General features: G+C 46.7%; 17 protein-coding genes. 11 read left to right on the top strand and 6 right to left on the bottom strand.

What is annotated here, in order from left to right; genetic code table 11:
• Nucleotides 1-2 precede the first annotated feature (2 nt).
• From MDMS009_RS03175 to MDMS009_RS03155, 5 genes are all read right to left on the bottom strand, one after another.
• Entirely contained in the window at nucleotides 3-2276 is a 2274-nt protein-coding gene (locus MDMS009_RS03175; protein WP_008290451.1) for an ABC transporter permease subunit, read from the bottom strand.
• A gap of 145 nt (nucleotides 2277-2421) precedes the next feature.
• Nucleotides 2422-3375 carry a PstS family phosphate ABC transporter substrate-binding protein gene (locus tag MDMS009_RS03170; protein WP_008290412.1) on the bottom strand — a complete coding sequence of 318 codons (954 nt, stop codon included), beginning with the start codon at nucleotides 3373-3375 and terminating at the stop codon, nucleotides 2422-2424.
• 146 nt (nucleotides 3376-3521) lie between these two features.
• Complete coding sequence (gene phoR / locus MDMS009_RS03165) at nucleotides 3522-4811, bottom strand: phosphate regulon sensor histidine kinase PhoR (protein WP_008290370.1); 1290 nt, start codon at nucleotides 4809-4811, stop codon at nucleotides 3522-3524.
• Nucleotides 4812-4826: 15 nt separating this feature from the next.
• The gene (phoB, locus tag MDMS009_RS03160) at nucleotides 4827-5519 is read right to left on the bottom strand and encodes a phosphate regulon transcriptional regulator PhoB (protein ID WP_008290391.1); all 693 of its coding nucleotides are present in this window, start codon (nucleotides 5517-5519) and stop codon (nucleotides 4827-4829) included.
• A gap of 178 nt (nucleotides 5520-5697) precedes the next feature.
• Nucleotides 5698-7347: an inorganic phosphate transporter gene (locus MDMS009_RS03155; RefSeq protein WP_008290394.1), complete on the bottom strand. Its 1650-nt coding sequence runs from the start codon at nucleotides 7345-7347 to the stop codon at nucleotides 5698-5700.
• A gap of 140 nt (nucleotides 7348-7487) precedes the next feature.
• On the opposite strand from MDMS009_RS03155, the gene dsbD reads away from it, so the two are divergent.
• The 8 genes from dsbD (at nucleotide 7488) to purH (ending at nucleotide 15523) form a co-directional block, all read left to right on the top strand.
• On the top strand, nucleotides 7488-9311 hold the full coding sequence (dsbD, locus tag MDMS009_RS03150; RefSeq protein ID WP_008290411.1) for a protein-disulfide reductase DsbD: 1824 nt from the start codon (nucleotides 7488-7490) through the stop codon (nucleotides 9309-9311).
• 145 nt (nucleotides 9312-9456) lie between these two features.
• Entirely contained in the window at nucleotides 9457-9894 is a 438-nt protein-coding gene (gene aroQ, locus MDMS009_RS03145) for a type II 3-dehydroquinate dehydratase (RefSeq protein WP_008290427.1), read from the top strand.
• Between the two features lie 21 nt (nucleotides 9895-9915).
• Nucleotides 9916-10371: an acetyl-CoA carboxylase biotin carboxyl carrier protein gene (gene accB, locus MDMS009_RS03140; protein ID WP_008290417.1), complete on the top strand. Its 456-nt coding sequence runs from the start codon at nucleotides 9916-9918 to the stop codon at nucleotides 10369-10371.
• Nucleotides 10372-10431: 60 nt separating this feature from the next.
• Nucleotides 10432-11772: an acetyl-CoA carboxylase biotin carboxylase subunit gene (gene accC / locus MDMS009_RS03135; protein ID WP_008290486.1), complete on the top strand. Its 1341-nt coding sequence runs from the start codon at nucleotides 10432-10434 to the stop codon at nucleotides 11770-11772.
• A gap of 6 nt (nucleotides 11773-11778) precedes the next feature.
• Nucleotides 11779-12651: a 50S ribosomal protein L11 methyltransferase gene (gene prmA / locus MDMS009_RS03130; protein ID WP_043887873.1), complete on the top strand. Its 873-nt coding sequence runs from the start codon at nucleotides 11779-11781 to the stop codon at nucleotides 12649-12651.
• Nucleotides 12641-13645: a tRNA dihydrouridine synthase DusB gene (gene dusB, locus MDMS009_RS03125; RefSeq protein ID WP_008290428.1), complete on the top strand. Its 1005-nt coding sequence runs from the start codon at nucleotides 12641-12643 to the stop codon at nucleotides 13643-13645. The genes prmA and dusB overlap by 11 nt, the downstream gene beginning before the upstream one ends.
• Nucleotides 13642-13932, top strand: coding sequence for a DNA-binding transcriptional regulator Fis (gene fis, locus MDMS009_RS03120; RefSeq protein ID WP_008290441.1), 291 nt, complete (start codon nucleotides 13642-13644; stop codon nucleotides 13930-13932). Before dusB ends, fis begins: the two co-directional genes overlap by 4 nt.
• 31 nt (nucleotides 13933-13963) lie before the next feature.
• Nucleotides 13964-15523, top strand: coding sequence for a bifunctional phosphoribosylaminoimidazolecarboxamide formyltransferase/IMP cyclohydrolase (purH, locus tag MDMS009_RS03115; RefSeq protein ID WP_008290467.1), 1560 nt, complete (start codon nucleotides 13964-13966; stop codon nucleotides 15521-15523).
• Here purH and MDMS009_RS16460 read toward each other — a convergent pair.
• Entirely contained in the window at nucleotides 15513-15650 is a 138-nt protein-coding gene (locus tag MDMS009_RS16460; RefSeq protein WP_237700476.1) for a hypothetical protein, read from the bottom strand. The two genes, purH and MDMS009_RS16460, sit on opposite strands and share 11 nt — an antisense overlap.
• Here MDMS009_RS16460 and MDMS009_RS03110 point away from each other — a divergent pair.
• From MDMS009_RS03110 to MDMS009_RS03100, 3 genes are all read left to right on the top strand, one after another.
• Nucleotides 15599-18157 (top strand): class I adenylate cyclase, encoded by a 2559-nt coding sequence (locus tag MDMS009_RS03110; protein ID WP_237700472.1) that lies wholly within the window; start codon nucleotides 15599-15601, stop codon nucleotides 18155-18157. The two genes, MDMS009_RS16460 and MDMS009_RS03110, sit on opposite strands and share 52 nt — an antisense overlap.
• Before the next feature lie 72 nt (nucleotides 18158-18229).
• Nucleotides 18230-19258, top strand: a complete 1029-nt coding sequence (argC, locus tag MDMS009_RS03105) for an N-acetyl-gamma-glutamyl-phosphate reductase (RefSeq protein WP_008290423.1) — start codon at nucleotides 18230-18232, stop codon at nucleotides 19256-19258.
• Nucleotides 19258-19950, top strand: coding sequence for a DUF6776 family protein (locus tag MDMS009_RS03100; RefSeq protein ID WP_081443586.1), 693 nt, complete (start codon nucleotides 19258-19260; stop codon nucleotides 19948-19950). Before argC ends, MDMS009_RS03100 begins: the two co-directional genes overlap by 1 nt.
• Nucleotides 19951-20028 lie beyond the last annotated feature (78 nt).

The raw sequence follows: 20028 nt of genomic DNA, 5'->3' as shown, positions 1-20028 counted from the left end.
CACTACAGTGAGCTGTATTTATTACGTAAACGCTGTCGTACTAACTCGGCAACGGTATTAAGTACAAAGGTCGCCATAAACAATACTAAGGCGGCAAGGAACAACACACGATAGTGTGAACTGTTGACCTCAGCCTCTGGCATTTCTACCGCAATGTTGGCTGACAAGGCTCGGAAACCTTCGAAAATATTGAAGTCCATGATCGGTGTATTACCGGTGGCCATTAATACAATCATCGTTTCACCAACGGCACGCCCCAATCCAATCATCACCGCTGAGAAGATACCCGGACTCGCAGTCAGTAACACAACACGTGTCATTGTTTGCCACGGTGTGGCGCCCAACGCTAATGAACCTATTGTCAGATGTTTGGGGACACCAAAAATCGCATCTTCGGTAATCGAAAAGATAGTCGGTATCACCGCAAAGCCCATCACCAGACCCACAACCAGAGAGTTACGTTGATCAAAGTCGATACCGATTTCATTCAGAAACATCGGCATATTTCCATCAAACAACCATATTTCAATTGTCGAGCTAGCTGACATTGACACATAGCCCACTAACAATACGATTGGAATCAAGATTGCCGCTTCCCAACCATCAGGAATGCGTTCGCGCCATTGGCGAGGCAGTTTAGTCCAGCCCCAGGCGGTCAGAATTATCATCAGCGGTAGCATAAAGATAATAGTAAACACACCGGGCAGGTTGTCCTCGACCAGTGGTGCTAACCATAAGCCAGCAAGGAAACCGAGAATAACGGTGGGTAATGCTTCCATGATTTCAATGGTTGGTTTTACCAAGGTACGCATTTTTGGCGACATAAAGTAGGCAGTAAAAATCGCCCCCATAATCGCCAATGGCACAGCGACCATCATTGCGTAGAACGCCGCTTTAATCGTACCAAACGTTAATGGTGACAGACTGAACTTAGGCTCAAAGTCACTACTCGCTGACGACGACTGCCAGATATATTCAGGCTTATCTCGGTTTTCATACCAGACCTTTTCCCACAATGAGTGCCATGAAATATCGGGATGCTCATTTTCAACATCCAGTAAGGTGATGTTGCCTTCGGGTGTAATCGCGATCATGCCATTAGCACGAGGCGATATAGCCATGACAGCCTGATCGCTTTCAACCACTTTTGTCACCATCAGCGTTCTTTGAGCTGTGGTGTGATAGATGCCTAACTCACCTTGGTTATCAAGTGCCAGAAAACCTTTACGTGCTTGCTCAGGGGCGATGGCAATAATCGGGTTCGTTTGCTCAGCAAAACTACGCACATTATGCAGAGTGTAGTTATTATCTTTGTCACGTACTGGGAACCATTGGTCGATCTGACCATCACTACGCCCAACCAAAATGGAAATACCACCCGTCAAGAACTCTAAGCTTGTGATATCAACACTGGACGGTACCGCCTTCACTTTTTGTATGAGTCTTGGCTGTGCCGTGTTTTTAACATCATAGTAGTGAATAAAACCCTTATCATCAGCGAGATACAGTTCCCGTTGATTAATATCCAGTTTCAAATGATTTATTTTGTCTGAATTACCCAGCGTAATTTGTGCTGATTTTTCTTTTAAGGTAAAGACGGTGTTATCAAGAAAGTCTTCTTCCTTAGTCACACTCTTTAAAACGACACGATTGTCTGCTGTCAGTGCAGCAAAAGTTGTTTGATCATCATAACTTTGCACGTTAAGTAAGGTTAAAGCCTGACCTTCAGGATCAACCTTCACAATATTGTCCCCTAATGGGTATTCGATCTTTGGAACAATGACGCGGGTCGTGCCTTCAGGATAGGTGACTTTATATTCACTTTGAAAAACCAGCGCACTGCCGTTTTCAAAGCCATAGCCAAATACGCCAGTCGTGTTTGAGCCGGCACCAACACTGCTGATTTGATTATCAGCAATCGGCAATTCTGGCTCATACATCGTTTCGCCAGTTTCTGACTCAAAAAAGCGAACCTGTCCATCGGCATTGACGGTGACCGCAACGTCATTATATTCATTTATCGACAGGTAGCGGCTTTCACTAATCTCGCTCTGGTAGTCTGCCTTGGTCTCAATATCGGCCCCTTGAAACATAGGCATAACGACATAGAGCAGGTAGAAAAAGATCAAAACAATGGCAAGAATGACCGAAATACCACCAAATGCAACGGCATGTTTGGCAAGGCGATCTTTCGTTCCACGCCAGGCGCGTCTGCGTTTAGCCACCGGAGAGTCGGCAGCTGGCAGTACGCTATTATCAGCAGTTTGTTCAAGCATGTAGCGATACCAGTTTAGTTGAATTAAATCAGTTTATAACATTCATAAGTCCGCTTTATGACAGCAAACTTAGGGATATTACAACAGCAAAAACGCCCCGCACGTATTCCGGCGGGGCGTTTCTTTCACTTACTGTCAATATGGCTTAGTTCAGTTTGTTCAGCTCTTGTTCTACAACAGATGCAGGCAGAGGGACGTAGCCATCTTTAACGACAACTTGTTGACCTATTTTAGAAAGAACCATTTTGATAAATTCACGGTCAATCGGCGCTAAAGGTTTATTAGGCGCTTTGTTCACGTAAACGTACAAGTAACGTGACAGTGGGTAAGTACCGTTAGCAGCGTTTGCTTTCGTTGCTGCAATGAACTCACCGCCGTCTTCTTTAGATAAAGCAACGGCTTTAACACCCGATGTTTTGTAACCGATACCAGAGTAACCAATACCGTTCAGCGATTTAGTGACACCTTGAACTACTGAAGCAGAACCAGGTTGTTCGTTAACGCTGTTTTTAAAGTCACCTTTACACAGTGAAACTTTTTTAAAGTAACCGTAGGTACCCGATACAGAGTTACGTCCGTAAAGCTGGATGTTACCTAAATCTAAACCTAACTGGCTCCAGTTTGTGATGTCTTCAGAATAACCACAGCTGCGTGTTGCAGAGAACACAGCATCAACTTGTGGGATAGACATTCCTTCGATTGGGTTATCTTTGTGCGTGTAAACAGCCAGCGCATCGATTGCAACGCGAATAGGTGTTGCTTTGTAGCCATATTTTTCTTCGAAAGCCGCGATTTCTTTGTCTTTCATTTGACGGCTCATTGGACCAAAGTTTGATGTACCTTCAGTCAATGCAGGTGGTGCAGTAGAAGAACCCGCCGCTTGAATTTGAATGCTGACGTTAGGGTATTCACGGTTAAATTCTTCTGCCCACAGTGTCATCAAGTTTGCCAACGTGTCAGAACCGACACTAGACAAGCTACCTGAGATACCACTGACTTTTTCGTAGTCAGGCAAATCAGCATCAACATCAGCAAATGTTACTGGAGAAAATGCCATTGTCATTGCGGCACCCAGCAGAGCAAGATTTTTCTTGAACATATTGTTCAACTCCCAAAAGTTAAAAGAAAACTAGCAACGTTTATTCACGTTTAGCGCTGATGAAGTATGGATTTAGAGTGTGACAAGGATATGAAAGAAATATGACAGTTATATTACAGCACGCATTTTTTCTAAAAAAAATGAGGCTATACGTTGATATTTTCGATGACAATCCGAGAAGGGAAACAACAACTGAAGCAACTACCGTGACCGATTTCGCTGGTGATATTTAGGTTGGCACCATGTCGTTGTAGCACATGTTTCACAATCGCCAAGCCTAACCCTGTACCACCCGCATCTGAACTACGGCCTTTATCGACGCGATAAAAGCGCTCGGTGAGTCGTTCTAAATGGTGCTCAGCAATGCCATCACCGTTGTCTTCCACCGCAATACAGAAGTTATCACCCTCTTGTCGCCAGAAAATATCAATCTGGCTGGCAGCCGGCGTGTATTTGACCGCATTAAAAATAAGGTTGGAGACAGCGCTTCGCACTTCATCTATGTCACAGATCAACCACTTATCTGTTTCAAGGTTGAGGGAAAATCGATGATCGCGGAAATGTTCTACATTGTGTGCATCATCAATAATCGATTGCAGTAATGTAGCCACATCCGCGGGAACCCGGCGTAATGCTTTTTCGCCAGTTTCAAGCTGTGACAGCGCCAGCAGATCTTTAATCATAATATGCATGCGTTCACTTTGCTGACGCATGGCTGGCAACGCGGCACGCCACTGTTCACTATCACTATCGGCACTAAATGCCTCCAGATAGCCACGCAATACCGTCAGTGGCGTTTTCAGTTCATGCGACACATTGGCGACAAAGTCACGGCGCATACGCTGAAGTTTGATGGTTTGTGTCACGTCCCGCGCGATAAGCAGACGACCTGCCCCCATATAGTTGACTAGCTTCAACTCCAATTGCATGTCTTCGTCGAGGGGCGACTTTACAGTGGTAATGCTACCGAAACGGAATGGGTCTTCCAGCAATTGTTGAAAAGCCGGATCGCGAATCAAGTTGTTGATCCGCACATTGTTATCACGTGGCCAGTGAACCCCAAGCAGCTCGCGAGCAGAATAATTAGCCCAATCGACCTCACCAAACTCACCTAAAACCACAATAGCATCAGGCAGTGCAGCCGTCGCCGATTGGAAGCGTTTAAGGTATCCGGTGAGTTTTTTCTTGCGGTTACTATTTTGTTGTCGTACTTGCTCAATGAGACGACAGACATCATCAATCACCCCTTCAGCACTGGGGGAGCGACGTTTTTTAGGCTTTTGTAACCAATACCAGAGTTTATACCAGTTATGCTGTAACCATAAGGCGTAAACCAAGGTAGCCAAAAACAGAAACGTCATCATCTGCCCAAACAGCAGTCCAGCGAAACCGGCAAGGCTGAGTAAGCTGAGGAGTCGCCAATGATCCCATTGCATAGGGTTTAAACCCGTTTAATCGACAGAAAAACGATAACCAACACCACGCACCGTTTGTATAAGGTGATCGTGACCACTCGACTCCAGCGCTTTACGTAAGCGGCGAATGTGAACGTCGACCGTACGTTCTTCAATATACACCGTGTCACCCCAGACATAATCCAGTAATTGCGAACGGTTATAAGCGCGCTCCGGGTTTTTCATAAAGAAATGCAATAAACGAAACTCGGTCGGGCCCAGTTCTATGCGGGTGTCATCAACCGTCACACGGTGACTTTTGGTATCGAGCACTAAGTTACCCGATTGCAGCTGCTGACCTTCATCACTGCTATCCGGCTGGCAACGACGCAACACAGCTCTGATGCGCGCCATCAACTCAGGCGGTGAGAAGGGTTTATTCACATAATCATCGGCACCGACCGCGAGCCCTTTGACCATATCTTCGCTTTCGCCTTTCGCTGTCAGCATAATGACTGGGATATTGGCTAAAAACTCATTCGCACGGAGACGACGAATAAACTCAATGCCATCAATGCCAGGCAGCATCCAGTCCAGCAAAATCATATCGGGTTGCTGTTTCTTCAGAAAATCCAGACCCGCTTCCCCATCCCCCACACTGTCACAACCGAAACCGGCTTGTTTCAATGTGAAAGAGAGCATATCTCTGATGGCGACATCATCTTCTACGACCAATACACTTGTTGCCATATTCTTTATATCCCTGTCTCTATAATTTCATCAGCATATGCTACAAGGCGATTATTACAATTTGATAACAGTGTCGTATGCCTAGAGTATATGGCGCTCTGTACCGATGTAAGTAAACACTAACAATCTTGTTTTAAGCGTTAACTCGACTCAATATGACAAAATGTTACAAATCAGCCTATTCCATTATGCCTTTTATCATATAGAACAGGCAGGCAGATATAACAGCGGCAGCGGGCACGGTGATCAACCAAGCCGTAATAATCTTTTTCACCACATCACGCTTAACGTAAAGACTCTTTTTCTCTTTTTTCAGCGTTTTCTTGGCTTTTTTCAGTGTGCCTTTCTCTTCATCAATGGTTCGATACAGATCCGTAATGCGTTGGTAGTCTGCAACTGATTTTTGTTTCTTATCCATCAACGAGTTTAATTCACTGCGTAACGCACTGAGCAAACGTTTTTCATCCTGAATTTCTTGTTTTTCTTGTGCAATCTCATCTCGAAGATGACTTGACTGATCCAGCCATTCACGCAGGAAGCCGACACCAAAAACACCACCAATAGCGATGTGGGTTGAACTCACTGGCAAGCCCAATTGGCTGGCAATAATCACGGTAATAGCCGCCGCTATTGCGATCGAAAACGCGCGCATCTGATCCAATTCGGTGATTTCACCACCGACGGTACGAATCAGCCTAGGGCCATACAACGCCAAGCCCAGAGCAATACCAAACGCCCCTACTGCCATGACCCAGAATGGAATACCCGCTTTTGCATTGATACCACCGGTCATTACCGCATCATGAATAGCCGCCAAAGGACCAATCGCATTGGCCACATCATTGGCACCGTGAGCAAAGCTCAGTAACGCGGCGGCAAAAATTAATGGCACCGTAAACAGAATGTTGACACTGGCACGATCGTTTTTCAGTGTTGCACGACGTTTTTTCAAAGACCGCTTCAGCAAAAAGAAAACCGCCACAGCAACCACTAAACCAAATAGTGCGGCATTAAGAAATGTCGGCTTTTGGGTAATTTCAAAGCTAAAAAATAACCAGTCGTTTAACAATGTTAAAAATTGCGGCCAAACTTGCTTCAAACCTTTCAAGACCAAATAAGTAATGAAAGCCCATGCCATGATGGAAACGTAAACGGGGACCCACTTCAATGAGGCAGAAATTTTATCGTCACGGAAAATAATGGTTTTTTTGATCGCAAATAAAAACGCCGCGGCGATAATGCCACCAATCACCGGGGAGATAACCCACGAACTGGCAATGGCCGCCATTGTTCCCCAGTCAACAATATCAAAACCGGCAGCGGCGATCCCCGCTCCCATCACACCACCCACAATCGAATGTGTTGTCGACACTGGCGCTTTGGCAAATGTCGCCATATTGAGCCATAACGCTGCCGCAAGTAGGGCCGCCATCATTGCCCAGATAAAGAGCTCGCTATTTTGGCCGAAACCATTGATATCGATGATGCCTTTTTTGATGGTGGACACCACTTCACCACCCGCGATGATGGCACCGGCAGCCTCGAAGATCATCGCAATTACAATCGCCCCGCCCATGGTCAGGGCTTTCGAGCCCACCGCAGGCCCGACATTATTGGCAACATCATTGGCACCAATGTTCATCGCCATATAAGCGCCAAATACGGTCGCTATGGCAAGGAATAGGTTGTTCGTTACACCACCACTAGTGGCAAAGCTGTAACCCAGTACGGCAACGAGGAAAAAGAGCGCCATACCGATTCTGGCAAGTTCAGCGTGGCTCTTTTTATAGGCTTGTTTCTCGAGTTGATGGATATCTTTAATTTCCACAATAATCCCGTTATTTGCTCACCAAAATGCGGCAATTATTACAGTATTGTGACAACCGGCATACCCTTTACCTGACGTGTGTAACAATCGGCTGTTAAGATTGTCTAGTTAGAGACCGTCATCACAGGCCTTAGAGACTGATGAAAAAAATTTTATTTTTACTATTGTTATTGAGTGTTTTCAGTGCACATGCGCGCACTGGGTTGTTGGAAGGGTTAGGTATTGAACAAACCACTGATACCCCACCATTGGTAGAGGACGCATTTCAATTCGATGCCACCATTGAAAATGCTACGACACTGATGGCTCAGTGGCAGGTCATGGAAGGCAACTACCTGTATCGCGATAAAATCCGTTTTGAAATTCTCGACAATGATCAGGTTAAGCTTGCCGAGGTGACACTCCCTGCCGGTGAAAACAAAAATGATGAAATATTCGGCTTAGTTGAGGTTTATCACCACGATGTGATGATGCCACTCACACTCCAGCGGCCGGCTTCAGCCCAAAAGCTCACTGTCAAAGCCTTTTTCCAAGGCTGCTCAGAAACCTTTGGTATTTGCTATCCACCCAGCGCACAACAAGTCTCTTTGAACCTGCCTGTTGCCAGTGAAACAGTAGCAAATACCTCAAGCAATACTGAACCGACGCCAACAGCACAAACCCCAGTGGCTGAGCAGGATCGTATTGCCCAAAAGCTCGCGGAAGATAATTTACTGCAAATCTTTTTTGGCTTTCTGGGGTTAGGGCTATTATTAGCATTCACACCCTGTGTTTTCCCGATGATTCCGATTTTATCCAGCATCATCGTAGGGGAAGGCGAAAATATTACTACCCGGCGCGCGTTTACCTTATCGCTAGTGTATGTGTTGGCTATGTCGGTAACCTATACCGCTGCCGGTATTCTGACCGGCTTGCTGGGTGAAAACCTACAATCGATGTTTCAAAACCCATGGGTCATCGTTAGTTTTAGTGGTCTCTTTGTTGTGCTTTCTTTATCAATGTTTGGCCTCTATGAACTGCAGTTACCCCATGCTGTTCAGCATCGTTTACACCGCATATCGCACAAACAGCAAAGTGGCAGCCTGATCGGTGTCGCTATTATGGGCTTATTGTCGGGCCTGATCGTTGGGCCTTGCCTGGCACCGCCGTTAGCCGGCGCACTTATTTTCTTAGGACAGCACGCTGATCCTTTCCTGGGTGGTATGGCCTTATTTGCACTAAGTATTGGTATGGGCATTCCCTTACTGATCATCGGTACTTCTGCCGGCAAGCTATTGCCAAGAGCCGGGGACTGGATGAACGTGATCAAAGCCATTTTCGGCGTGTTGCTGATAGGGCTTGCCATTTGGATGCTAGAGCGCATCTTGCCGGGTTGGATCACCCTGTTTTTATGGGGCAGCTTGTTGGTGATCTCTGCGATTTACATGGGCGCATTGAATAGCCTCGCCATTGATGCCAACGGCACAGAGAAATTATTTAAAGGCGCCGGCCTGATACTGATGTTGTATGGCGCTTTGTTGATTGTTGGCAGCGCCAGCGGTAGTCACAATGTCTGGCAACCACTGCAAGCTGTTAATCTGACAAAAGGTCAGCTCCCAAGCCAGGTAACTGGACTGAAATTCACGCAAATAGACAACCTGCAACAACTGGAGGCGCAGCTCGCTACGACCAATCAACCTGTTATGCTGGATTTTTATGCTGACTGGTGCACCGACTGCAAGACCATGGAGCAAACCACCTTCCGCGATCCTGAGGTAGTGGCGGCAATGGATAACTACACCTTATTGCAGTTGGATATGACGGATAACACCCAAGCTCATCAGGATCTATTAAAAGCATTGCAGGTGTTTGGCCCGCCCACCATGTTGTTTTATGACAACACGGGAGAAGAGTTACGCCAACAGCGATTAGTCGGCCATATCAAGCCACAACAGATGCTGACACACCTGTCTCAGCTAAATTAACTGTTAATCACGAAACATCAAGAAAGCTGCCATTTCGACGAAAATAGCGACAAAAGTCTGCTTTTCTTTCCTGTTTACTGGACATTAGCTATCTGCTGGTGCACAATTCCGGCTAATTGTTTTTGACCTGAGTCCAAGGATCGAAATGGCGAACATTTTAGTGCTTAATGGCCCCAATTTAAACCTGTTAGGGACACGCGAACCAGAGCACTATGGTGCGGATACGTTGGCTGATATTGAAGATCGCCTGACACGAATTGCATCAGCGGCCGACATGACACTGCGTTTTTTTCAATCGAATGCAGAGCATGAACTCATCGCACAAGTGCATGCCGCGCGTGACAATAGTGACTTTATTATCATCAACCCAGCCGCATTTACACACACCAGCATTGCGCTGCGCGATGCTCTGTCTGCCGTTGAGATTCCATTTATAGAAGTGCACCTATCCAATGTGCACGCTAGAGAGACTTTTCGTCATCACTCCTATTTGTCTGATATTGCCCAAGGGGTGATTAGCGGACTCGGCGCGCAAGGCTATGAACTAGCTTTGCAGGCGGCCATCAAACAACTTAACTCATAACTATTAAATTAAGGTTATTGCATGGACATTCGTAAAATTAAGAAACTCATCGATCTTATTCAAGAATCGGACGTTGCTGAAATTGAAATTTCTGAAGGGGAAGAGTCAGTACGTATCAGTCGTAATGGCACCGCAGCCCCTGTTAGCTACGCTGCACCAGCACCTGCACAGATTTCAGCACCAGCAGCTCCCGCACCAGCGCCAGAAGCACCCGCTGCACCAGCAGCTGAAAAAGTCAGTGACGCCAATGCGGTACGCTCTCCGATGGTAGGTACCTTCTACCGTTCGTCTTCTCCTGAAGCCGCGGCTTTTGTCGAAGTCGGCCAAAACGTTGCTGCTGGTGATGTCATTTGCATCATCGAAGCCATGAAAATGTTCAATCAAATTGAAGCCGATCGCAGTGGTACTGTGAAAGCTATTCTGGTCGAAAATGGCCACCCGGTTGAATTCGATGAGCCTTTGATTGTTATCGAATAACGCTTTTTCGCGTATTTCAACGAACTTTGCTCATCCTGAACTGTGGATAAGAACATCACTATGATCGATAAAATTGTCATTGCCAACCGGGGCGAAATCGCCCTGCGTATTCTGCGAGCTTGTTGGGAGCTCGGAATTAAAACTGTTGCGGTTCACTCCAGTGTGGATCGTGATTTGAAACATGTCTTACTTGCTGATGAGAGTGTCTGTATCGGGCCAGCGCCTTCCACAGATAGTTACCTCAACGTACCGGCGATTATCAGCGCTGCTGAAATCACTGATGCAACAGCGATCCACCCAGGTTATGGGTTCTTGTCAGAAAATGCCGACTTTGCTGAGCGTGTTGAAGAAAGCGGCTTCATTTTCATCGGCCCACGTGCTGAAACCATTCGTTTAATGGGTGACAAAGTCTCTGCTATTAAAGCGATGAAAACGGCTGGCGTACCTTGCGTTCCGGGATCTGACGGTCCTTTAGGTAACGATGATGCCACGAATTTGCGACTGGCCCGTGAAATCGGCTATCCGATTATTATCAAAGCCGCTGGCGGCGGCGGCGGTCGTGGTATGCGTGAAGTGCACAGCGAAGCGCATTTACTCAATGCCATTGCTTTGACTAAAAGTGAGGCGCGTGCCGCATTTAATAACGATGTGGTTTACATGGAAAAATTCCTGGAAAACCCACGTCATATCGAATTCCAGGTATTGTCCGATCAACACGGTAATGCCATTCATTTAGGTGAACGTGACTGCTCCATGCAACGTCGCCACCAAAAGGTAGTGGAAGAAGCGCCAGCCCCCGGCATCACCCCTGAAATGCGTGCTCGTATGGGTAAAATCTGTGCCGATGCCTGTGTTCGTATTGGTTACCGCGGTGCAGGTACCTTTGAATTCTTATATCAAGATGGCGAGTTTTACTTCATTGAGATGAATACCCGTATTCAGGTAGAACATCCCGTGACCGAACGTATCACCGATATCGATCTGGTCGCAGAACAAATTCGCATCGCTGCCGGTGAAAAACTGTCTATCTCACAAGATGACGTCAAAATCAGTGGCCACGCCATCGAATGTCGTATCAATGCTGAAGATTCGCGTACCTTTATGCCGAGTCCCGGCAAAATCACGCATTATCACGCACCCGGTGGTGCAGGTATTCGCATGGATTCACACATCTACAGCGGCTACAAAGTACCACCTAACTACGACTCTTTGATCGGCAAACTAATCGCCTATGGTAAAGATCGTGATTCAGCGATTGCGCGTATGCAAACTGCGTTAAAAGAAATCGCCATCGAAGGCATCAAAACCAATGTCGAATTACAGCGAGACATTATGTCTGACACCCACTTCCAAAATGGTGGCACCAATATCCACTATCTTGAGAAGAAATTAGGTCTGTAAGCCCTTATGGCATGGATACAATTTATCTGTAATACCACACAGGAGAAGGCAGAAGCGTTGTCTGATGCCTTGTCCGAATGTGGTGCGGCGGCGGTGACCTTTGAAGATGATGCTGATCAACCCATCTATGAACCGGATGTGGGTGAAACACCGTTATGGACAGCAACTCGTTTAACAGCCTTGTTTGATGCTGAAACCCGCAGTGAAGACGTAACCAAGATGTTGGCTAACGTCATGGATGAGGTGCCGCATTTCAAAGTTGAAGCCGTTGAAGATAAGGACTGGGAACGTGAATGGATGGCAAATTTTCAGCCCATCCAATTTGGTGAGCGACTGTGGATTTGTCCGAGTTGGCACCAGCCACCAGCGCCTGAAGCTGTCAATATTCTGCTTGATCCCGGGCTAGCATTTGGCACCGGTACACACGCAACAACAGCATTATGTCTCAACTGGTTGGATACGGCCGATCTCACAGGTAAATATGTTATCGACTATGGTTGTGGCAGTGGCATCTTAGCCATAGCTGCCGCTTTACTGGGCGCGGAAAAGGTCATTGCTGTTGATACCGACCCACAAGCACTAGAAGCCACTCGGGCAAATGCCAAGCGAAATGGGGTAGAGATTGAGGCTTACCTACCTGGTGAATGCCCTGATGAACCCTGTGATTTGTTACTGGCCAATATTCTTGCTGGTCCTTTACAAACCCTCGCACCGCGTTTTGCCAACCTATGTAAACCCGCAGCAGACATTGTCTTATCAGGAATTTTGCAAACTCAAGCTGATGCGGTTTCTGACAGTTACGGTGCATGGTTTGCGATGCAAGCTGCCACGCAAAAAGAAGACTGGATTCGCCTAAGCGGTCAACGCCATGTCAAATAGCCCGCTGCATATCGGGCCCTATGCCCTGCCTAACCGTTTATTCTTAGCGCCAATGGCAGGTGTGACCGATCGTCCTTTTCGTCAGCTTTGTCGGCGTCTGGGTGCGGGTATGGCAGTATCTGAAATGATTACGGCAAACAAAGCGTTGTGGGCCAGCAAAAAATCTTTACTGCGGGCGAATCATGAAGGTGAGCCCGAACCGCGTAGCGTGCAAATTGCCGGTGCCGATCCAGTGATGATGGCAGAAGCGGCACGTCACAATGTGGATCAAGGCGCACATATTATCGACATCAATATGGGTTGCCCTGCCAAGAAGGTTTGTAATGTCATGGCCGGTTCCGCCTTATTGCAACATGAAACGCTGGTTGCCGATATTCTTGAGTCAGTCGTCAAAGCGGTCGATGTGCCCGTTACTCTAAAAATTCGCACTGGCTGGGATCGTGATAATCGCAATGGTGTCACCATTGCACGCATTGCCGAAGAAGCAGGGATCCAACTTTTATCCGTGCATGGACGGACCCGCGCCGATGCCTATAAAGGTGATGCAGAATACGACACCATTGCAGAAATCAAATCGCGCATTTCTATTCCACTGATTGCCAATGGCGATATTGATTCGCCGCAAAAAGCCCAGCTAGTACTGGAAAAAACCGGTGCTGATGGCTTGATGATTGGCCGTGCGGCACAGGGTAATCCATGGATTTTTAAACAGATTTTGCACTATCTCAATCATGGTCAATTATTAGCCACTCCCGCGGTTAATGAAATTTGTAAAGTCTTGCTTGAACACCTAGAAAACCTGTACGATTTTTATGGTGACTATACGGGTGTGCGTATGGCGCGTAAGCATATTGCTTGGTATAGCAAGGGTTTACGTGATGGTAATGCTTTCCGCCAACACATGAATCAGCTCGAACACCCCCAACAACAATTGCGCTACACTCGCGATTTTTTTGAAAAAATACAAGAACAACAGGGATCTCAAGCCGCATGACCAAACCGTTAGCCAAAGATGAATCAACTTGCGCTGAATTGGGTGTGGCGGCCGAGCGCTCGACAGCACCATTGAGTGACTGCGTCTCTAATGCCTTGAGCGACTATTTCCAGCAATTGGAAGGCCACCCAGCGGCCAATCTGTATAACATGCTGATGAACGAAGTCGAAGTACCGCTCCTCAAAGCGACCTTAGACCACACTGCTGGCAACCAAAGTCGTGCAGCAGAGATTTTGGGCATTAACCGCGGCACCCTGCGAAAAAAACTCAAGCAATACGGCTTGTAACGAATTCTCTTTACCCTGGAACACCTTTTACATGAACACGATTAAACGAGCTCTTCTGAGCGTATCAGACAAGACCGGTGTGCTTGAATTAGCACAAGACTTGAACCGACTTGGGGTTGAACTGCTTTCGACAGGTGGCACAGCTAAATTGTTGAGCGAAGCCGGCTTACCTGTCAAAGAAGTCTCACAACACACCGGTTTCCCTGAAATGATGGCAGGCCGTATCAAAACCTTGCACCCTAAAATTCATGGTGGCTTACTGGGCCGTCGTGGAACTGATGATGCAATTATGAACGAGCATGATATTGCGCCAATCGATCTGGTGGTGGTCAATCTCTATCCATTTGAAGCGACCATTGCCCGTGATGACTGCACGCTAGCGATGGCGATTGAAAATATCGATATCGGCGGCCCGACGATGTTGCGCGCAGCGGCTAAAAACCATGCTGACGTTACCGTATTGATTGATCCGGCTGATTACCAAAACGTAATTGACCAGATTCAGGCCAGTGGCGGTGTTGATGATGCAACCCGTTTTGATCTGGCAGTAAAAACATTCGAGCACACAGCACATTATGATGGTGCTATTGCCAACTACCTTGGCAAACTCACCGATGGTGATGAAAAAGCGGCATTCCCCCGTACCTTCAACACTCAGTTCCACAAAAAACAAGATATGCGATATGGTGAAAACCCGCATCAGAATGCGGCGTTTTATACTGAATCCACCCCAGAAAGCGGCTCTATCAGTGCTGCCGAGCAGTTACAGGGCAAAGCGCTTTCATATAACAATATTGCCGATACCGATGCCGCTTTGGAGTGTGTAAAAGCGTTTTCTGAATCACCTGCCTGCGTTATCGTCAAACATGCTAACCCTTGTGGTGTCGCAACAGCTGACAATCTGCTGGATGCTTATAATCTGGCATATAGCACCGATCCTGAATCAGCTTTCGGTGGCATTATTGCCTTTAACCGTGAGTTGGATGCAGCAACCGCGCAAGCTATCGTTGAACGTCAGTTTGTCGAAGTGATTATCGCACCGACTGTTTCAGCAGAAGCCATTGAGGTTGTCAGCGCCAAGAAAAATGTTCGCCTGTTGTCATGCGGACAATGGCCAGAACAAGCTAGGCAGCGTCTGGATTACAAACGCGTAACCGGTGGTCTGCTGGTACAGGATGCTGATCTGCAGCTATTAGACGAAGCGCGCGTTGTCACTGAACGCCAGCCGAGTGATGATGAAATGCGTGATCTGTTATTTAGCTGGCGCGTTGCTAAATTCGTTAAATCCAATGCCATTGTTTACGGCAAGGATGGAATGACTATCGGCGTTGGTGCAGGCCAAATGAGTCGTATCAACTCAGCACGTATTGCAGGCATTAAGGCTGAACATGCCGGTTTGGAAGTTAAAGGCTCTGTCATGGCGTCAGATGCGTTTTTCCCATTCCGCGATGGTCTCGATGCAGCTGCCGAAGCTGGTATCAAAGCCGTAATTCAACCGGGTGGTTCCATGCGCGATGAAGAAGTCATTGCGGCTGCTAACGAACATGGGATTGCGATGGTGTTCACTGGTATGCGCCACTTTAGACACTAACAGTGGCAATCTGACGTGGATCGGGTTCAGGCTCTTCGCTTTTTTCAGGCGCATAACCATGAGCGATTCCAGCGTCTGATCGAGCTTGCATCACCTCATCACGGGGTGATGCTTCAAGTACTGCCATTATTATTTCATCTCAATTCCAAGGTGCTGCCGGGCTTCATAAATGATGATGTCCCGGCGGGCCTGATTGACTATCAGCCCGACAAAACCACATTAGACAAAGCCAAGGAACTGGAAACCAGTTTCAAATATCGACGCAAGGCGTTACGACGCTATCCCTTGCGTGGCCTGTACCTGATTCATCCCCAAGGCGTATTAAATGCTACTGACAACGGCCCCCTTCAGCTGTGGCTTTTGCATAGCAATAATGTCAATGATGAGCAACGCCAGGGATTAACACTGAAACTGGATGCAGTGGTCGATTGGATGCAAGCGGCAGGGCTTACCGTTGAATACAAGTTGTTGGCAGAAGCGGATTTACATACCAATAGTTTACAAGGTTGGGAAATTGATCTGCTCTATCACAGCGGCATGGTATTAGCTGGCAGTGTGCCCTATTGGTGGTTAAGCACAACAGCCGAAGATCAAGATTACCAGCACACGATCAATGAAATAAAAAACCAACGCATGCTTAATCAGGTGAGTTTTGTTGATTTTGGTGCAGCAGCACCCAGCCATGCCGAACGTATTTTTACTCTTTGCTATCAAGCAATAAAGAACAGTCTGCACAGCGGTAATGACTGGCTTGAACTAGAGTATCTACACACACAACTTGAGCAGGACGAACTACCCTGCTTATCCCATCTTCTGAAACAGCAAGTTCATCAACAAAAACTGTCTTTATCACACGATATTAGTCACTTAAAGCTGCTACAAATCGCGCAACATAATCCGGCGAGTCATGCTCGCGAAGCGCTTTATCTTGTCAGTAGCGAATTATTATCTAAATCAGTAAAACAGGCTCGTTATCCTTGGCGCCGAGCTTTTATACAAAGCTTGGTCGAGCAATGGAACTGGTCAGAAGAAAAGCTACAGCAGTTGGATCAGCGAGATTATGCAGCAAATAAACGTTGCTTTGAACTCATCGGTGAAAGCTGTCACCGACTGTTAAAGCAGATGACTGACTTTGCTCGAGAGCACGCTCTTGAAGTGGATAGTCAACTGGCTGAATTAAAAAAATGCTACCAGCTTCGGTTCAAACCCGCCGCCGATGTGATTGATTGTTTGCCCAAGCAGATGCGCCCGGCCAGCAATAGCGATCGTCTTTTCTTACACCGGTTTCAGAATCATAGTGATTGGTTTATCAGTTTTCAATTGCTGCAAAAACCGACAGACTCCGCTTTGTTTCGACATGAAAGCCTTTTGCATGTTCTGGCATGGGCAGTCAGTAATCAGATCTTAAGTCGTAGTAACTGGCTGAGTGTCAACGATCAGCTGCAAAAAGTCAGCACCAATACGGTGGTCGAGCTTAGCCAGCATGTGTTTCGTCGTCATTTGGCCGATAGTGATTTGTTCACTCACAGCAACGCAGCAACCCAGCCAGAATCGATTCAACAAATCATGTTGATCAGTAACCTTGAACGCCAAGCCAGTGATAGCTTATCGCAGCAAGGCTTACAGTTATCGAGTAAACAAAATGATCCTTTCAACTACACCTCTTCCAGGCAAAGCCTGGTGCTGTCCGTTGATGGTTTGCTTTTATCTAATACAGGCCAATGGCATAGCTTTGCATTAAACGATGATCATGCTCCTTTAGAATTACTTATCTATCTATTGAATTGGCAACCGTCATCACTCACACAGGAAAATATCAGTGGCTGGTGCCCGACGCCTATTTTTGGCCAATCGATAACGCAGCGATTAAACAGTCTGACCGCTCAACTTTGTCGCCATTATCAACAGTTTCCACAGCATGGGCGCCTTTTACTCAACTATGCAGGTCGGGCATACAGTCTACAGTGGCAAGACAATCAGGCTGACTACACAAGACGTCCGGCATCACAAGATTTATGGCAGGCTTTGGCTGAAAATCGTCATGTCTTTACCCCTAGCGCATTAGATAACTATCTTGATTCCGACGGTTTGTTCAATTACCTGTTACAAAAACAGGCGAGTAACAGCATTAGTGTGTTCATCTATCTCGAGCAAAACACCATTATTTGTTATTTGATCGATGAGCTTGGCAACTTGATTCGTCAGCAATTTCAGCATCTCACGGAATCAACACTGGTGGCGCATTTGCATAAGTTTCTAAGCGAAATAAAAAACACCCGGCAGATAGACCAACTGCGTTTCTATCGATTGCGCAGAGAAAAGCAAGGCTGGCAGCGAGTCGCGCTTGCCACTCCCGCGCAAACACGTGGTTATTTGCCCATCACCGTCACAATGACAAGTCCGGCACTGGATGCTGAGTGTACCGTTTTATGTGGTCAAAAAAGCTTTCGAGGCAGAGCCGACGAACCGGCTTTATTTTCACAAGTCCACAAACTTGTATTGAGTTTACGCCAGCAGAAACAACACTATCCTATCTATCTCAATAGCTTGATCTTTGCCGATGGCAGCAGTCAACCGACCGCGGTTTACATGCAACAAAAATATCGACTAGAGCAGTTATTTAACCCCAATTAAGCGAATCTGAACTTTCGCTTTGGCTGCTGCTCTTTTATCATGTCTTATTCGAATCAAACGACAGAGTGCAGCATGATTAAAGTCGGCATCGTTGGCGGAACGGGTTATACCGGTGTAGAGCTTCTTAGATTACTTGCCAATCACCCAGAAGTCTCATTAGACGTCATTACTTCACGTAGTGAGGCTGGCATGGCTGTCAGTGAGTTATTCCCTAACTTGCGCGGTCATGTTGATCTGAAATTCAGTGAGCCGGATCCTGAAGTACTGGCACGCTGCGACGTCGTGTTCTTTGCCACGCCACATACTGTCGCCATGGCGCTCGTACCTGAATTAATCAAACGTGGTACCCGTGTTATTGATCTGTCCGCTGACTTCAGACTGAAAGACGTCGAGGTATGGGAGCAGTGGTATAACACTGAACACACTTGCTCAGAGTTATTTGAGCAGGCTGTCTACGGCTTACCTGAAATTAATCGTGAGCAGATTAAACCCGCTCAATTAGTGGCTGTGCCTGGTTGTTATCCTACCGCTACTGAATTAGGTTTCTTACCTTTGTTAGAAGCTGGACTGATTGATCCCAAACATCTTATCGCCGACGCTAAAACAGGGGTCAGCGGTGCGGGACGTAAAGCCGCTATTCCTATGTTAATGGCTGAAACCAGCGGTAGCTTTAAAGCGTATGGTGTTAGTGGACACCGCCACTTACCCGAGATTCGCGAAATTCTATCTGCGCATTGTGGTGAAGATGTTGATCTGACTTTTATTCCTCATCTGGCACCCATGGTGCGTGGTATTCATGCGACGTTATATGGCAGATTAAACAAACAAGCCGATCTCCAAGCTCTGTTTGAGTCACGTTATCAGCACGAGCCTTTTGTTGATGTGATGCCAGCAGGCTCAATGCCGGAAACACGCAGTGTTCAAGGCGCCAATGTCTGTCGTATCGCCGTTCACCAACCGCAAGGAAGCGATACGGTTGTTGTTTTGTCTGTGATTGATAATCTGGTCAAAGGGGCCTCCGGTCAGGCAATTCAAAACATGAATATCATGTTCGGTTTTGAAGAAACGCTAGGGATTGATGTCATAGCGACTATGCCCTGATGTTAGATAAACCGTACGTCATCCATTATCGCAGGCCCTACCGCTGCCTGTTCCTAGTGACGCTGGTACTAGTCATTGCAATGGTTGCTGCTTGGTACTGGAGTCATCAATGGCGGTTGCAACAAACCGAAAATTTAACCGCCTTACAAGGCCAATACGAGCAATTGTTGACTGAAAACCAAAACCTTGTTGAAAAAAATCAAACGCTAATGACCGAATTGCAGAGCATAAATCAGCTGCAAGCCATTCAACAAGCCACTGATTCACAACTGCAAACGGAATTGGAAGCGGTGCAGGATGAATTAATCCAACTCAACAAAGAGCTGTTGTTTTACCAAAATATCACGCAAGGAAAGGTCAGTAGCGAATTGCAAGTTCGTGAACTGCATCTTCGACAAAACACAGATGATCCGTCATCGTTTCACTATCGACTGGTAATAACGCAAGGCAAGAAAATCGCTAAAGCAATTCGCGGCAAGGTCGCGCTGACATTACAAATAAAAAATGCTGAGCAAACCAGCTCACGTGAGTTAAATGAGCACGCATTAAACATCAGGCATGTGCAAGTGCTTGAAGGCACACTTAAATTAACAGAGAATGAACAGCCCATCAGTATTCACGTTGCCCTGAAACAGGGAACAAAAAAACTGGCAGAACGCACATTTGAGTGGGATGCTACTCCAAGCCCATAACATGAGGTAGAGCATGTTTAAGAAAAGCAAACCAAAGAAAACCAAATCGACCACTCGCATTGATACCTTAATCGGTCG

Origin of the sequence: Methylophaga thiooxydans DMS010, assembly GCF_000156355.1 — a bacterium.
Taxonomy (GTDB): domain Bacteria; phylum Pseudomonadota; class Gammaproteobacteria; order Nitrosococcales; family Methylophagaceae; genus Methylophaga; species Methylophaga thiooxydans.
The sequence above is the reverse complement of the archived record's forward strand: the minus strand, read 5'-3'. Positions and strand labels throughout refer to the sequence as shown.